The 15,359-nt window shown below is 33.8% G+C and carries 13 protein-coding genes; 4 read left to right on the top strand and 9 right to left on the bottom strand.

The window, feature by feature from the left end:
- Positions 1-3 precede the first annotated feature (3 nt).
- Both EJA19_RS02685 and EJA19_RS02680 read right to left on the bottom strand, forming a co-directional pair.
- On the bottom strand, positions 4-747 hold the full coding sequence (locus EJA19_RS02685) for a geranylgeranylglyceryl/heptaprenylglyceryl phosphate synthase (RefSeq protein ID WP_125466798.1): 744 nt from the start codon (positions 745-747) through the stop codon (positions 4-6).
- A gap of 5 nt (positions 748-752) precedes the next feature.
- Positions 753-1,379 carry a 4'-phosphopantetheinyl transferase family protein gene (locus EJA19_RS02680; protein ID WP_125466797.1) on the bottom strand — a complete coding sequence of 209 codons (627 nt, stop codon included), beginning with the start codon at positions 1,377-1,379 and terminating at the stop codon, positions 753-755.
- Positions 1,380-1,508: 129 nt separating this feature from the next.
- Here EJA19_RS02680 and ahcY point away from each other — a divergent pair, with 129 nt between their 5' ends.
- A complete protein-coding gene (gene ahcY, locus EJA19_RS02675; RefSeq protein WP_125466796.1) occupies positions 1,509-2,825 on the top strand; it encodes an adenosylhomocysteinase in 1,317 nt (438 codons plus the stop codon).
- Between the two features lie 127 nt (positions 2,826-2,952).
- Here ahcY and EJA19_RS02670 read toward each other — a convergent pair whose 3' ends face one another.
- From EJA19_RS02670 to EJA19_RS02645, 6 genes are all read right to left on the bottom strand, one after another.
- Positions 2,953-3,969 (bottom strand): phytase, encoded by a 1,017-nt coding sequence (locus tag EJA19_RS02670; protein ID WP_125466795.1) that lies wholly within the window; start codon positions 3,967-3,969, stop codon positions 2,953-2,955.
- 5 nt (positions 3,970-3,974) lie between these two features.
- Positions 3,975-6,854 (bottom strand): TonB-dependent receptor, encoded by a 2,880-nt coding sequence (locus EJA19_RS02665; RefSeq protein ID WP_125466794.1) that lies wholly within the window; start codon positions 6,852-6,854, stop codon positions 3,975-3,977.
- A 157-nt stretch (positions 6,855-7,011) separates the two neighbouring features.
- On the bottom strand, positions 7,012-8,583 hold the full coding sequence (locus EJA19_RS02660) for a tetratricopeptide repeat protein (protein WP_125466793.1): 1,572 nt from the start codon (positions 8,581-8,583) through the stop codon (positions 7,012-7,014).
- A 139-nt stretch (positions 8,584-8,722) separates the two neighbouring features.
- Entirely contained in the window at positions 8,723-8,983 is a 261-nt protein-coding gene (gene rpmA / locus EJA19_RS02655) for a 50S ribosomal protein L27 (RefSeq protein WP_125466792.1), read from the bottom strand.
- A 36-nt stretch (positions 8,984-9,019) separates the two neighbouring features.
- Entirely contained in the window at positions 9,020-9,682 is a 663-nt protein-coding gene (gene rplU, locus EJA19_RS02650) for a 50S ribosomal protein L21 (RefSeq protein WP_125466791.1), read from the bottom strand.
- An 83-nt stretch (positions 9,683-9,765) separates the two neighbouring features.
- Complete coding sequence (locus tag EJA19_RS02645; RefSeq protein WP_125466790.1) at positions 9,766-10,221, bottom strand: DUF4199 domain-containing protein; 456 nt, start codon at positions 10,219-10,221, stop codon at positions 9,766-9,768.
- Between the two features lie 193 nt (positions 10,222-10,414).
- On the opposite strand from EJA19_RS02645, the gene EJA19_RS02640 reads away from it, so the two are divergent.
- Together EJA19_RS02640 and EJA19_RS02635 are read left to right on the top strand one after the other, a co-directional pair.
- Entirely contained in the window at positions 10,415-11,734 is a 1,320-nt protein-coding gene (locus EJA19_RS02640) for a M16 family metallopeptidase (RefSeq protein ID WP_125466789.1), read from the top strand.
- Positions 11,735-11,750: 16 nt separating this feature from the next.
- The gene (locus EJA19_RS02635; protein WP_125466788.1) at positions 11,751-13,814 is read left to right on the top strand and encodes a M16 family metallopeptidase; all 2,064 of its coding nucleotides are present in this window, start codon (positions 11,751-11,753) and stop codon (positions 13,812-13,814) included.
- Between the two features lie 35 nt (positions 13,815-13,849).
- Here EJA19_RS02635 and EJA19_RS02630 read toward each other — a convergent pair whose 3' ends face one another.
- Positions 13,850-14,734 (bottom strand): DMT family transporter, encoded by an 885-nt coding sequence (locus tag EJA19_RS02630; RefSeq protein ID WP_125466787.1) that lies wholly within the window; start codon positions 14,732-14,734, stop codon positions 13,850-13,852.
- Between the two features lie 89 nt (positions 14,735-14,823).
- Between EJA19_RS02630 and EJA19_RS02625 the strand changes: the two genes are divergently transcribed.
- Positions 14,824-15,330, top strand: coding sequence for a heavy-metal-associated domain-containing protein (locus tag EJA19_RS02625; protein WP_125466786.1), 507 nt, complete (start codon positions 14,824-14,826; stop codon positions 15,328-15,330).
- Positions 15,331-15,359: the final 29 nt, after the last annotated feature.

Raw genomic sequence — 15,359 nt, 5'->3', positions numbered from 1 at the left:
TTTTTACGTTGTGGCTATTGCGGGTCTTTTTATATCGTTAAAAAACGATTCATCGTCTTCAAAAGCAGTTCCTATAACCACTAAATCTGCTCCCGAATTGTAAGCCGACTGTAGTTGCTTTTTGGTTTTAATACCACCACCAACAATTAATGGTATATTTAATTCTTGCTTTACTTTTGCGATAATATCTTCGGAAATAGGTTGTATTGCGCCACTCCCTGCCTCTAAATATATAAGTTGTTTTCCCATATATTCGCCAGCTTTGGCAGTATCTATAATTTGTTGGATATCATTTCTAGGCAATGGCTTTGTAGCTGTTACGCGTTGAACAGCCGTTTGCTTACCATTTTCTATTAAAATGTACCCTGTAGGAATAATTTCTAATGTTGTTTCTCGTAATTTAGAAACCGAGGCAATTTGCTTATCAATTAAATATTCGGGGTTCCTTCCAGATAATAAACTTAAAAATAACAACCCATCTGCTTTATTGGTTATTTGCGTAACATCACCTGGAAATAATACAACAGGCAATGTAGTAAACTGCTTTATTTTAGTTACTAAAATATCCGTCGCATTGGCTTCAACTGTGCTGCCGCCAACAAAAATATGCGTTGCCAAAGAGATATTTACTTTTTTAATAAACAGCTCTACATGATCCAATTTCATTTTGTCAGGATCTATTAAAACAGCTAAAAGCTTTTGGTCCTTTAGCATTGCTTGTAATATGTTTTTATAGAGTGTTTTCATTATAATTATGGCATAACATAAGCGCAAGTAAAACCTTCAAACTCTAAAAATTCGGCTTGATAACGGTATTTTTCATCATTATAATCTATCCAAGAAACCGTGGAAGCTTCTTCTATAGTAAACGGAATAACCAATGTATGTTTTAAAAAGCTTAATCCTGGTGTAGCAAACAACTTATACAACGACTCTTTAATACACCAAACCACGGTAAGTTTATTTATGTAATCTACATCTCGTTTGTTTAAATACTCAAACTCGTAGTCCATAAACTTATGAGCAATCACACCTATTTTATCTCGCTGTTTTTCGATATCTATTCCCACCACATCTTCACTAACAACCACTCCTGAAAACGTAAAAGAATGTGTTATAGAAATATGTTTACCATCTTTTAAGTGTGGCTTCCCGTTTTCATCGTAAAACAAATCGTTATCGGTATACCCAAATTCTGCTAGTAAATGTCTCACACTTAAAAACCCACGTTGGTGCAATTCACTTTTCATACCTAAAACGCGCTGCATGTTTTGCGGTTTTAAGGTAATTGGAGCTATTAACTCATCATAAGATTCGGTAATCTTCCAAATTTTAACAGTTGTTTGTGCATTTGGAGTAAGTGTTTTATATAGTGGCATTTAAAATTATGAAAGTTATTGATTACCTTTGCACTTCTTGAAAGAAGTTTAAACAATTTTGTTAAGCGAATTTAACTATTTAAAGACGATTGCCAAAGTTGTTATACAATAAAAAAATTAAAGAAAATTATGAGTACAAAAACAATTCCTTACGTACCATACAAGGTGAAAGACATCTCTTTGGCCGATTGGGGAAGAAAAGAAATTGAGCTAGCCGAAGCAGAAATGCCGGGTTTAATGAGCCTTCGTGAAGAATATGGCGCACAACAACCTTTAAGAGGTGCTAGAATAGCAGGTTGTTTACATATGACTATTCAAACAGCAGTATTAATTGAAACTTTAGTGGCTCTTGGAGCCGAAGTAACTTGGAGTTCTTGTAATATATTCTCAACACAAGACCATGCTGCCGCTGCTATTGCTGCCGCTGGTATTCCAGTATATGCATGGAAAGGCATGACCGAAGAAGAATTTGACTGGTGTATTGAACAGACCTTATTTTTTGGTGAAGACAGACAACCTTTAAACATGATTTTAGATGACGGTGGTGATTTAACGAATATGGTTTTAGACCAATATCCAGAGTTAGCTACTGCTATTAAAGGACTTTCTGAGGAAACTACAACAGGCGTTCACCGTTTATACGAGCGCATGGAAAATGGCACGTTACCTATGCCAGCTATTAATGTAAACGACTCGGTAACTAAATCTAAATTTGATAACAAATATGGCTGTAGAGAATCTGCTGTAGATGCAATACGTCGTGCAACTGACTTAATGTTAGCTGGAAAGCGCGTTGTGGTTTGTGGTTATGGCGATGTTGGTAAAGGTACTGCTGCCTCTTTTAAAGGCGCAGGAAGTATTGTAACCGTAACCGAGATTGACCCAATTTGTGCACTACAAGCTGCCATGGATGGTTTTGAAGTGAAAAAACTAGAAACTGTTGTAGGTAACGCCGATGTTGTGATTACAACTACTGGAAACAAAGATATTGTACGCGCAGAGCACTTTAAAGCCATGAAAGACAAAACTATAGTTTGTAACATAGGCCATTTTGATAATGAAATACAAATGTCTTGGCTAAATGAAAATTATGGTAATACAAAAGACACTATCAAGCCACAAGTTGATAAATATACAATTGATGGTAACGATATTATTGTTTTAGCCGAGGGACGTTTAGTAAACTTAGGTTGCGCAACTGGCCATCCAAGTTTTGTAATGAGTAACTCGTTTACAAACCAAACGTTAGCACAAATAGAACTTTGGAATCATTCTGATAAATATGAAAACCAAGTCTACATGCTACCAAAACATTTAGATGAAAAAGTAGCTAAATTACACTTAGAAAAAATTGGTGTAGAGCTTACTGAGTTAAAACCAGATCAAGCTAAGTATATTGGCGTAGAAGTTGAAGGGCCTTTTAAACCAGAGCACTATAGATACTAAATAAGACCGTTACACTATTATATAATTAGACAAAAATCCCAAACAGAAATGCTTGGGATTTTTTTATAATAATAAAAAAAAAGCCCTTTCCATAACAGAAAGGACTTTTAACGAGAAAATTACCAATTTATTTACTCAACTGTAATGAGTCAACTGCATGATAGAAAAAGTCTTGTTCGTCATTCATAGAAACAAATAAGCCATTTGGAAATTTTGTACCTAATGGTTTTGTTACTACATCGCAACCATCTGTTTCTAGAGTTCCTAGGTTTAATGTTTTTATATAACTATTATCTTTTCTGCTAAACAAATTAAAGGAACCGTCTTGCTGATTAGATACAATTAAAGCACCGTTTCCGTTTTTGTACTTTGCAATGGCAATACCTTCTATATCGTCTTTAAAATACTCACCGCCAAACATGGCAAGTTCTTCATCACCCTTTTTAGGATCGGCGTAGTATTTCCTAACACCAACACCTTCATCCGAATAGTACACATAACCTAATTCATCATCTACAGCAATGGCTTCAATTTCTTTTTCACCGCTAAATGTGCCTATTTTTCTAAGCAAGTTAACTTTAACTCCTAAAGAATCCGACACCAACTCATATTGATATAAATAGCCTTCAGTTGGCCCTTCTTTTCTACTTACAAAAAAAGAGACCTCGCCATTTGTTGAATTTTTATAGATAGAAACTCCCATTGGTCGTTTCATTTCCACATTAGTTTCATCGGTAAATACTTTAAATCCACCATTATCTAACGGTGTCATGTCTGGCACTGAATACACGCGAACCTGGTGTTTTTCCCTTTCGGTAAATACCATAATATCTGTTTGTGTAGAATCGGTTAGCTTAAAACCATATTCAACATCTACATTATTTGGATAGCTAATTCCTGTTAAGCTTTTCTCTTTTATGATTTTACCCTCTAAATCGAAAGCATAAACTCCACCATTTACCTCGTCTTTATCGGTACCAAAAACGATACTTTTTTCTGGGTTTTCATTATTTACCCAAATAGCTGGGTCGTCGCTATCGTGTGGTACTTTATTGGTTTTTAACGTTGGTGCTATTTCTGGTAAGTTATTTCCGCAAGACAATATTACTAGCGAAAAGGCACTTAAAATTATTGTTCTTTTCATATTTCTTATTTCTTAAATAAATCGTATTTCAGGCCAAAGGTTAAACGTTTCTCGTAGTATTCCATTTGCATGGTTCTGCCTTTAACACCTTGGTAGTAACGTAATGGTTGATTGGTTATATTATTTACATTAAGGTAGATGCTTAAATTTTTATTAATGGCTACATTGGCATTAAAATCTAAGAAAAATTGCTCGTCGTAGTAGCGATCTTCAAAAGCATTTCCACCAATTTCATCAATGTAAGCATCGGAATAATTTCCTGATAAACGTAAACTAAAGTTTTTACCTGAATACCCTAAAGACCCATTAAACATGTTTGGCGAGGTATTTGGTAAATCAAGATCGGTACGTTCTTCACCATCTTCATTATATATGCCATCAGCACTAGAAGTTAAATACGTATAGTTTACGTACACACTAAAGTTTTTAGCAAATCCTGGTAAAAAGTCTAAACGTCTTTGTAACGAAATCTCAGCACCAAAAATACTGGCACCTTCACCGTTTAATGGTTGGTAAACCTCAAATCCTTCGGTATTATTACCAAATGTATTATCGGTTGTTTCACTTTGAAAAGTGTACACAAAATCTTTAATGTCTTTATAAAATAATCCACCAGAAATGATACCTACCGATTTAAAGTAGTGCTCTGCCATAATATCGAAGTTCATAGATGTGGTTGGATCTAATTCTGAATTTCCTAAAAAGATTTCTTCATCTTCTCTATTTAGCTCTCTATAAGCCACTAAATCTTCGTAGTTAGGTCTTGCTAATGTGTTTGTCCAAGCAAAACGTAATATCGTATTATCGGATAGATTATACTTTAAATGAACACCTGGCAAAATGTTAGTATAAGAACTTTCATCGTTTATTTCTTTAATTCCTGAAACATCGCCATCTTCATTAAACTCTAGTTCATTTCCTTGGCTTTCAATGGCAGTATGTTCTAAACGCACACCTGCTAGCACGCTAAACTTGTCTGATAAATTTTGATTAATCATGGCGTAACCTGCATACACATCTTCATTTACATCAAAGTTTGCTGTGGCATACTCGTCGGGTAAATCTTCGCCTGTAAAACGATTGGTATTATTAAAATTCAAACTACCCAAGTAATCTGTACTAGCAAAAGTTCCTACAGCATATTGACTTCCGGCAAGGAAATCTGAATCTGAATAATTTCTAGTTGGAATCATTCCCATTGTATTTAAAACATCTGTATCGCCTACTTCATACTCAAAAAAGTTATTATCACGATTTTTGTTTTTAAGCCTTGTTTTAGCACCTATTTTTAAAAACCCGTCTTGCTCTTTAATAATGGATAATGGAATTTGGGCGTTTACAAAAAAGTTGATGTCTTCTTCTTCGGTATATTGATTTTCTTCGGTGATTTCACCTAATTCAAAATCGGCAAAATTTGCGTCGGCAGCACTTACAGGTGTAAATAACGGTTTATCTTCATTGTTGTTGAAGTTAATGCTGTATTCACTTTCGTATTCTAAATAACGTTCGTTTAAACGTTCTTCGGAAGCTTTTGAAAACGATCCCATCCAATCTAGTTGTATGTTTCCTATTAAATGCTCTCCACCTAAACTATAGTTTTGCATACGTTGATCTTCTAATCTGGCATTTTTATTTCGTTTACTATCAATACCACCTTTTGTTTGACGTTTTGCTTCTACAGGGAAACTGGTTAAGTTTCCGTTTCCATCTACAGTAAAGTCTCCAAGCTCGATATCTTCACCATCTAACATTTCATGTTCTAACCTAAATCTATTTTCACGATCGTCTCTCCAGTTATAAATAGACTTAAAGTAGAGCGTGTTATTCTTATCTAGTTTATAATCAAAATTAGCCGAGAAACTTCTACGAATACGTTGTACTAAGTATTCTCTAATTTCGAATACATTGGCATAAGGGTTTACATCAACCTCTTCCATAATAGGATCTCCTTCGGTATCATCAACACCTGTATAGTATTCAAATTCATCGGTCCATTCGGCTTCCACATTGTCACTTCCAAAATCGTTATCGTTTATAGAGGCTGAAACCATCCAACCAAACTTATCGTTTTTAGAACGATTACCAACCAAAAACGATCCGTTTAAAATACGTTTATCTGTGATAAAGTTTAGCCCTGATCCTAAGGTTGCCGACAAACGAAACCCTTGCGGCGATGTTCTTGTAATTAAATTTACCGAACCTCCTAAAGCATCGCCATCCATATCTGGGGTCACCGCTTTGTTAACTTCTATGGTTTGAATCATATCAGATGGAATTAAATCCATTTGCACATTACGGTTATCGCCTTCGGCAGAAGGTATTCTACTACCATTTAACGTTACCGAGTTTAATTGTGGCGATAAACCACGAACAATAATATTACGCGCTTCACCTTGATCGACTTGCATGGTAATACCTGGAATACGTTTTACGGCATCTCCAATATTGGCATCTGGGAATTTTCCAATCTGATCAGTAGATACAATGTTGGTGATATTTGTTTTGTTTTTTTGAGTGTTAAGTGCTCTTGATTGGCCACTTAAACCGTAACCCGTAATTAACACCTCTTCTAGTTCTGTATTTTCAGTACTTAAGGTAAAGTTTAATGTTGTTGTGCCTTCTGCAATTACAGTTACCTCTTGGCTAACATCTGCATAACCTAAATACTTTACTGTAACTGTTTGGTTACCTTCTGGCACGTTTATTAAGGTGTATTTTCCGTTAAAATCGGTAACAGAGCCTTTATTTAATGTTTCTATTACAACGGTTGCTCCTGGAACAGTAAGTCCGTTTTCATCTGTAATAATACCTTGCAAGTTTCCGTTTTGAGAAACCCCTAAAAAGGTCACAGATATTATTAATAAAAAAGTAAAATAATGTTTCATTATAGGTTGATTTTTGTTTTGAACAAAGCTATATCTCAACCTTCTTTTTTAGCTAAAGGAACTGTTAACAAAAAGTAATTCAACACCGCAAAATGGCTATAAAACATAGCAACATTCACATTAAGTTAACATACGGGAAAAGTTTAAAACATATAGGCTATAAATTTAATAGGAAAGCTTGTAAATCGTCTTTTGAATTTATAGGTAGTTTTTTTCGAAGTCTATATCTTGCTATTCGAACACTATCTGAAGTAATTCTTAAAATCTCGGCTATATCTTTTGAAGATAAGTTTAACCTCAACAGCATACACAATTTCATTTCTGAAGGTGAGAGTTTGTCTAAGGCTACTCTTTTAAGGGTTTCAAAAAATTCGGGATGTATTTGCCCAAAATAGCTCATAAGTTCTGTCCACTCGTTATTATTAGATAAACCTGAATTAATGTCTTTTGTTATTTCTGTAAGCTTAGATTTTATTAATACTACATTTCTATCTTTTAGGTTGCTAAGCGTTCTAGAAATATCTGATAGCATTTTATTTTTATGTGCTATATGTAAACTGTAATTAGCAAGTGACGATACTTTAATATCTATTTCTCTTTTTAAGGCTGCTTCTTCTACGGTTTTTTTATCTAAATCTGCTTGTAACAACTGTTGCTTATACTCAAAAATATGTTGTTCGTGTTTTCGTTTTTTCTTCCAATACAAAAAACCAACAGATAATGCCAATAATAGCGCTGTTGCACAAATCAAAATTATATATTGACGAACCGTATTTATTTGATGTTGTTTGTTAAGCAACTTAAGTTCGGCTTCTTTCTCTTTGACTTCATAAAGCACTTGCATAGCACTTACCAATTCGGCATTATGACGCTCTATTTCTTGCTCGTTCACAATACTTTGATTATTTAAGTACTGATATGCTTGCTCAAAATCTCCTAGCCCAGCATAAATTCTAGCCAAGTCTTTTAAGGCACTTTCTATTTGAGAGTTGTTTTGTGTTTCTTTCGCCAAGAATAAAGCTTGCTCTGTGTAGGATAAAGCTTTATTATAATGTCCGCTTTTTCTATTAATATCACCTAAATTATTGATAATATTAATTTTTATATCAGAGCGACCATTTTCGGCATAAGAAAAGGCTTTTTTAAAGTACTTATAAGCAACATCATATTTTTCAAGATCCTCATAAATACTTCCTAAATTTTCGTAAGTAATAGCTAATCCTGTACTATCGTTTAAAGCCTTAAATATTGATAGACTAATATTTTGATGCTCTAAGGCTTCTTTATACGCTTTAGTTTTCTCGTAAACACTTCCTAATAAAGCATGAGTTTTAGCTTGACCTTTGCTGTAATTTAATTCTTTTGAAACTAAAAGACTTTGCTTTAGGTAATGTTTAGCGTCTTTAAACTTTTTTAAATCTAGATTTATAGCGCCTAATGCATTTTTTACATACACAAAACCGGTATCTTTCTTACTTTCAATATCTAAATAATGCTGATAATGTTTTGTAGCCTCGCTATCTATATGTAAGCGGTTGTAGAATTCTGCAAGTTTAAGATAAGCCATCGCAATTTTTTGTGAATCCTGTAAAACCGTTGCTTTACTTAAATCTTTTTTTAGTGTGATAAGTTCTACATCTACTCTTTTTTCAATTGGGGTATTTTGAGCAGATAGGGTTAAAGTTATAATAAGCCCAAATAGAAAAATAAACTGTTTAATAATAGTCAAAACATAAGGTATTATAATAACCCATAAAGTAACGTCCTATATATTACTTAAACATATTGCTTATATCATCCTTATGTTATGAAACAAAAAAAGGCGTTTGATTAAATCAAACGCCTTTTTATTTTGTAAAAGATATCTTTTATGCTTCAAATGGTACTACTGAAACATAAGATTTGTTATCTCTTTTCTTTTCGAATTTCACGATACCATCAACTTTAGCATGTAAAGTGTGGTCTTTTCCTGCGTATACATTCTCACCTGGATTGTGAGCTGTACCTCTTTGTCTTACGATAATGTTCCCTGCAACAGCAGCTTGACCACCAAAAATCTTAACACCAAGGCGTTTCGATTCTGATTCTCTACCGTTTTTAGAACTACCAACTCCTTTTTTATGAGCCATTGTCTTAAGGTTTTATTTTGTTAATAATTAACGGAATTATTTTTCTATTCCGCCGTCTAATCTATCTTGTAATTCTTTTAACTCATCCCACTTACCTTCAGCAGCTAATCCAGCTTGCTTTGGCCAAGTTTCTGTTACTAAATGAGCTAATCTTGAGCTTGCCTCTGTTAAAATAGTACTTAACTCTTCTGGTGTTGCTTTAGCAACTTTTGCAAAAGTATCAAGTCCTGCATTAACTAAAGCTTCTGCTGCTTTAGGTCCTGCACCTTCAATTTTCTTTAAATCATCTGCTTTTGCAGTTGATTTTTTTGGTGCCGCCTTTTTAGTTTCAGCTTTAGGCGCTGCTTTTTTAGTTTCTTTTTTAGCTGGAGCAGCTTTTTTGGCTCCTGAAGCTACGATGTTTTCGATTACGATTTCAGAAAGTGCTTGACGGTGACCATTTTTTACACGGTAACCTTTACGTCTTTTCTTTTTGAAAACAATAACCTTATCACCTTTAAGGTGCTTCACGACTTTTGCTCCTACTTGAGCTCCGTCTATAGCTGGGGCGCCAACAGTTACATTGTCACCATCTCCAATTAAAAGAACGTTATCGAAAGAAACTTTCTTACCTTCTTCTGTTTGTAAACGGTTAACAAAAACTTTTTGGTCTTTCTCAACTTTAAATTGCTGCCCTGCTATCTCTACAATTGCGTACATAGCGTAACGTTTAAGTTTATGTTAATAATTTTACTCAAAAAATGAGTGCAAATATACTGCTAAATTATTAAACTACAAACGTTTTATTGGTTTTCAACTAATTTAGTACTGTTTTTAAAAATTTGCATAAAGGTTAGCGTTAATACTGCTGTGGAGGCTAATCCTTCAATTAAAATAATAAAAATTAAGACCCCACCTCCTCTATTTGTATCTTGAAACCAATCTTTAAGTAAGGTATTCATAAAGTCTACATCTATATGAAACATATAAATTGCCATAAAAACAGCAAATAGAAATGTTCCCCAAAACCCTGTTAACAATCCTGTTTTAAACCCATTAATGTAATTAAAGTTAGCACCAGAAATTAACTTGTAGAGTTTTATTGCCATGTAAATACCTACAGCCATTAAAACACCATTAAAAAGCCGAAACCACGGATTTAAATGTAACCCAAACAATTTTAAAATTAAAAAATAGGCTATTAGCATAATAGCTGTAAACAAACCATATTTAAACGAAACGGCAACTGTTGAATTCATAATACACAGAATTTTAAGTTGTTACTTTCTTTAAATTTCGGAAAAAAATACCATATTCTCACCTCTAAATATCTTTTTTTTAACTTTTTAGCAATATATAATCAACACAAATGTTTATTTTTGATTTTTATGTAACTTTTTTACTAAACTGTATACAAACAGTTATTAATTATAATTAAAAACAAAATCCGAAATGAAAAAAAGCATCTTTTTTCTATCTTCTTTGCTTTGTGCAAATGTAGCTTTAAAAGCACAAGAAGTTAAGTATGAAGAATACGATCTTGATAACGGCATGCATGTTATTTTACATCAAGACAATTCTGCTCCCGTTGTAACAACATCTGTTATGTACCATGTAGGTGCCAAAGACGAAAATCCTGAACGTACTGGATTTGCGCACTTTTTTGAGCACCTATTATTTGAAGGCACCGAAAATATTGAACGAGGCGAGTGGTTTAATATTGTTTCTTCTAATGGTGGTAGCAATAATGCTAACACTACGGACGACAGAACTTATTATTACGAAGTTTTCCCTTCAAATAATGTGGAATTAGGATTATGGATGGAATCGGAAAGATTACTACATCCCGTAATAAACCAAGTAGGTGTTGATACACAAAATGAAGTTGTAAAAGAGGAAAAAAGGCTTCGTGTAGACAACCAGCCTTATGGAAACTTACTTGCTGAAGTAAAGAAAAACATCTTTAAAAAACACCCTTATCGCTGGGCTACAATAGGTTCTATGGACCATCTTGACGCAGCTACCCTAGAGGAATTTCAAGCATTTAATAATAAGTTTTACGTTCCTAACAATGCTGTTTTAGTTGTTGCTGGAGACATCGATGTTCCATCAGTAAAGAAAATGATTCAAGATTATTTTGGCACTATTCCTAGAGGCGAAGAGGTTACTAGAAATCTACCAAAAGAAGATCCAATTACTCAGCAAATTAATGCCAAGACTTACGATCAAAACATTCAAATACCAGCAGTTATTGCAGCTTACAGAACACCTTCTTTTAAAGAACGTGATGCGTATGCTTTAGACATGCTTTCAACATACTTAAGCAGCGGTAAAAGCTCTGTATTATATAAGAAATTAGTTGACGAGCAAAAACAAGCCCTGCAAGTACAAGCCGTAAATATTAGTCAAGAAGATTATGGTATTTATGCCCTTTTTGGACTTCCGTTAGGCGACGTACCTTTAACCGATTTATTGGCCGAAATGGACGAGGAAATTGTTAAGGTTCAAAACGAGTTAATCTCAGAAAAAGATTATCAAAAACTTCAAAATAAGTTTGAAAACCAATTCGTAAATTCAAACTCAAGTATTCAAGGTATTGCTAACTCTTTGGCTAGATATTATATGCTATATGGAGACACGGCATTAATTAATAACGAAATAGATATTTACAGATCCATTACAAGAGAAGACATTCGTAATGTAGCCAAAAAATATCTTAACCCTAACCAAAGATTAGTGTTAGAATACTTACCTAAAAAAGATGACCAATAAAAAGACATTACAAAAAATGAAAAGATATATATATCCATTAATCGCATTGTTTTTTATATCTGCAGGAGTTCATGCTCAAGTAGATCGATCTAAACAACCTGAACCTGGACCATCTCCAAAAATAACTTTGGAAGTTCCTGGTGAATTTGAACTTAAAAACGGACTTAAAGTCCTTGTTGTTGAAAACCACAAACTCCCGCGTGTTTCTTACAGTTTAACTATAGACAACAAACCTATTAAAGAAGGTGATATTGCAGGTGTTTCTCAGCTTTTTGGAAGCATGATGGGTAATGGCACTCAAAGTATTTCTAAAGATACTTTTAACGAAGAAATTGATTTCTTAGGGGCTTCTATGAACTTTAGTTACAGAGGTGGTTATGCTAGATCGTTAACTAAATATTCTGAAAGAATTTTAGAGTTAATGGCCGATGCTGCTATAAACCCTGTTTTTAACGAAGAAGAATTCAACAAAGAAAAAGATAAAGCTATAGAAAGTATAAAATCTGGAGAAAATAGTGTTTCTACAGTTGCTAGCCGTGTAGGAAGAGCTTTAGCTTACGGTACACACCACCCTTACGGAGAATTTGTTACCGAAGAATCGCTTAACAAAACAACTTTAAAAGATGTTAAAAAGTTCTACCAAGAAAACTTCAACCCTAAAAACGGTTACTTAGTTGTTGTAGGTGATGTTAAATTCAACGATATAAAAAAGCAAGTTGAAAAGTACTTTGGAAAATGGCAACAAGGCGCCGATATTTCCTATAACGTTCCAGATGCAAAATACAATGTTGGTAAAACACAAATTGACTTTGTTGATATGCCTAATGCTGTGCAATCAAATATTTCTTTAACGCACACAGTAGACCTTAAAATGAACGACCCAGATTATCATGCTGTTTTAATTGCCAATAAAATTCTTGGTGGTGGTTTTAACAGTTACTTAAACATGAATTTACGTGAAGAACACGGTTATACATACGGTGCCAGATCTAGTTTAAGTGCCGATAAATATGTAGCGCGTTTTAGCGCAGGAGCTTCAGTTAGAAACGCTGTAACAGATAGCGCTGTAGTAGAGACTTTAAAAGAGATTAAACGAATTAAAAACGAACCCGTAACTGCAGAAGCATTAGCTAATGCTAAAGCAAAATATATGGGTGATTTTGTACTAGCATTAGAAAGCCCTCAAACAATTGCTAGATATTCTTTAAACACTATTATAAACGATTTACCAGAAGATTTCTACTCAACATATCTTCAAAAAATAAATGCTGTTACTGCTGCCGATGTACAACGTGTTGCTAATAAGTATTTCAAACCTGAAAATGCACGTGTTGTTGTTGTAGGAAAAGGTAGTGAAATTATAGAAAACCTAGAAAAAACTGGTTTGCCAATTAAATATTACGACAAGTACGCTAACCCAACTAAGAAACCAGAAGCACCAAAAGAAGTGTCTGGGGTAGATGTAAATACTGTTTTAAACAATTACATTAAGGCTATTGGTGGCGAAGACAGATTAAATAAAGTGTCGTCTTTAATATTAAAATACGAAGCTAACGCCATGGGGTCTACCTTGTTAAACGAAGAAAAAAAGGTAGACAACAAAATGGCTCAAGTAGTTTCTATGAATGGCGCACCAATGATGACTGTTGTTGTTACTCAAGAAGAAACTTTTATGAAAAGAGGTGGCATGAAACAACCACTTCCTGAAAATATGGCTAATGACATGAAAATTATGGCAGGCTTATTTTTAGAAAAAGATTTATTAAACTCGGACAAAGCCAAGCTTTCTGGGATAGAAAAAATCGATGGTAAGGATGCTTATAAAGTTGATGTTGCTGGAGAAGTTGTATCTGTTAGCATGTATTACGATATAGAAACAGGTCTTAAAGTAAAAGAAGTTCAAACCACTTCTATGCAAGGACAAACACAAACTCAAGAAGCCGTTTTAAAAGATTATAAAGATTACGATGGTATTCTTTTCCCTTCAGTTAAAGAAGGTACTCAAATGGGACAACCTATTACATCTAAATTAATTGAGGTAATCATTAACGAAGGGGTTTCTGAAGAAGACTTCAACTAAGTTTTAAACTTAAATATTTTAAAAGCCCGAATGATTTATTCGGGCTTTTTTCGTTTATGAGAAAGATAAACTCCTAATAAGATAATAAAGGTTGCTAAAGCTTGTAACACACTAAAACCTTCTCCATCTAAAACACCCCATAACAACGCTATAACAGGCATTAAATACGTTGCCGACGAGGCGAATACTGGTGTTGATATTTGCACCAATCTATTAAATATAACTTTTGCCATTGCTGTACCAAACAACGCTAAAATGGCTACAAATCCCAATGCTTCCATAAACATAACTCCATGAATGGTTTTTGACGTAAAAAACCCTGAAAAAATCAAAACCAATAGTGCTGGCAAGAAAATAACAAGATAATTCCCTGTGGCAATAGCCAATGGTTTAACATCTTGTAAATACCGCTTAATAATGTTTACATTAAACGCATACATAACCGTCGCAGTAATCACGAAAAGCGCATAAAAGTAATTTTGGTCTGGATTAACATCAGCCCCTTCAAAAATTAATATTGCTGTACCCACAAAACCAATCATCACACCTAATATTTGGCGTTTTGTAGAAATAATTTTAAAAATTGTAAGTCCAATTAAAGTCGTATTTAAAGGTACCAAAGAGTTTAAAATGGACGCGATAGAACTATCTATCTCTGTCTGAGCAAACGCAAACAGAAACGCCGGAAAAAAAGACCCTAGAAACCCCGACAACGCAATCCATTTCCATTTCTCCTTAGGAATATACTTTAGATACTTAACTCCAAAAACCAATAAAATCAATCCTGTAAGCACAGATCTTAAAGCTCCTAACTGAAAAGGCGTAAACCCTAAGAGTGCCTTTTTTATAAGTATAAACGAACTTCCCCAAATAAGAGATAATGACATTAGAAAAAGCCACTTTGGATGTATATTTTTCATAGCTAATTTTAAAAGCGTACAAAATTCTAACTTTTAGTAGAATAAAAAGCAATATTTCTTAATTTTGTATGAAATAAAATTCATTAAAAATGAAACACTTAAAATATTTTTTTGCTGTAGTTACCATTTCGTTATTAACTATAGCCTGTAAAGAAAACACGACAACTCCAGAAGTAAAAACTGTAGAAGTTGAAACATCTAAAACAAAAAAATTAAATCCTAATGCCACATTTGCTAAAGCAGAATTTAATATAGACGGCATGACATGTGCTGTTGGTTGTGCGAAAACTATTGAGAAAAAATTAGCCAATATGGATGGTGTAAAATCTGCAACAGTAGATTTTGATAAAGAATTAGCCATGGTTGAGTACGATGTAGCAACTGTTAACACCTCTTCTTTAGAAGAAACTGTAAAGAAAGCTGGCGACATGTATTCTGTAAAAAACATGAAAACTCTTGATGGATCTTCAATGAAAAAAGGATGTAAAGCAGATTGCAAAATGGCTTGTTGTGCTAACAAAGAAGAAGCTAAAAAAGAAACTGCCTGCGCTAAAGATTGTAAAAAACCATGCTGTGCAGATAAAAAACAAGCGTAAAACAAAATACAATACTTACATAAAAAGCA

The sequence above is a fragment of the Mangrovimonas spongiae genome, assembly GCF_003944795.1.
GTDB classification, from domain to species: domain Bacteria; phylum Bacteroidota; class Bacteroidia; order Flavobacteriales; family Flavobacteriaceae; genus Mangrovimonas; species Mangrovimonas spongiae.
The sequence above is the reverse complement of the archived record's forward strand: the minus strand, read 5'-3'. Positions and strand labels throughout refer to the sequence as shown.

Bases quoted from the DNA above. Each gene is read 5' to 3' on its own strand.
- EJA19_RS02685 (WP_125466798.1), bottom strand. From the start codon at position 747: ATGAAAACACTCTATAAAAACATATTACAAGCAATGCTAAAGGACCAA.
- EJA19_RS02680 (WP_125466797.1), bottom strand. From the start codon at position 1,379: ATGCCACTATATAAAACACTTACTCCAAATGCACAAACAACTGTTAAA.
- ahcY (WP_125466796.1), top strand. From the start codon at position 1,509: ATGAGTACAAAAACAATTCCTTACGTACCATACAAGGTGAAAGACATC.
- EJA19_RS02670 (WP_125466795.1), bottom strand. From the start codon at position 3,969: ATGAAAAGAACAATAATTTTAAGTGCCTTTTCGCTAGTAATATTGTCT.
- EJA19_RS02665 (WP_125466794.1), bottom strand. From the start codon at position 6,854: ATGAAACATTATTTTACTTTTTTATTAATAATATCTGTGACCTTTTTA.
- rpmA (WP_125466792.1), bottom strand. From the start codon at position 8,983: ATGGCTCATAAAAAAGGAGTTGGTAGTTCTAAAAACGGTAGAGAATCA.
- rplU (WP_125466791.1), bottom strand. From the start codon at position 9,682: ATGTACGCAATTGTAGAGATAGCAGGGCAGCAATTTAAAGTTGAGAAA.
- EJA19_RS02645 (WP_125466790.1), bottom strand. From the start codon at position 10,221: ATGAATTCAACAGTTGCCGTTTCGTTTAAATATGGTTTGTTTACAGCT.
- EJA19_RS02640 (WP_125466789.1), top strand. From the start codon at position 10,415: ATGAAAAAAAGCATCTTTTTTCTATCTTCTTTGCTTTGTGCAAATGTA.
- EJA19_RS02635 (WP_125466788.1), top strand. From the start codon at position 11,751: ATGAAAAGATATATATATCCATTAATCGCATTGTTTTTTATATCTGCA.
- EJA19_RS02630 (WP_125466787.1), bottom strand. From the start codon at position 14,734: ATGAAAAATATACATCCAAAGTGGCTTTTTCTAATGTCATTATCTCTT.
- EJA19_RS02625 (WP_125466786.1), top strand. From the start codon at position 14,824: ATGAAACACTTAAAATATTTTTTTGCTGTAGTTACCATTTCGTTATTA.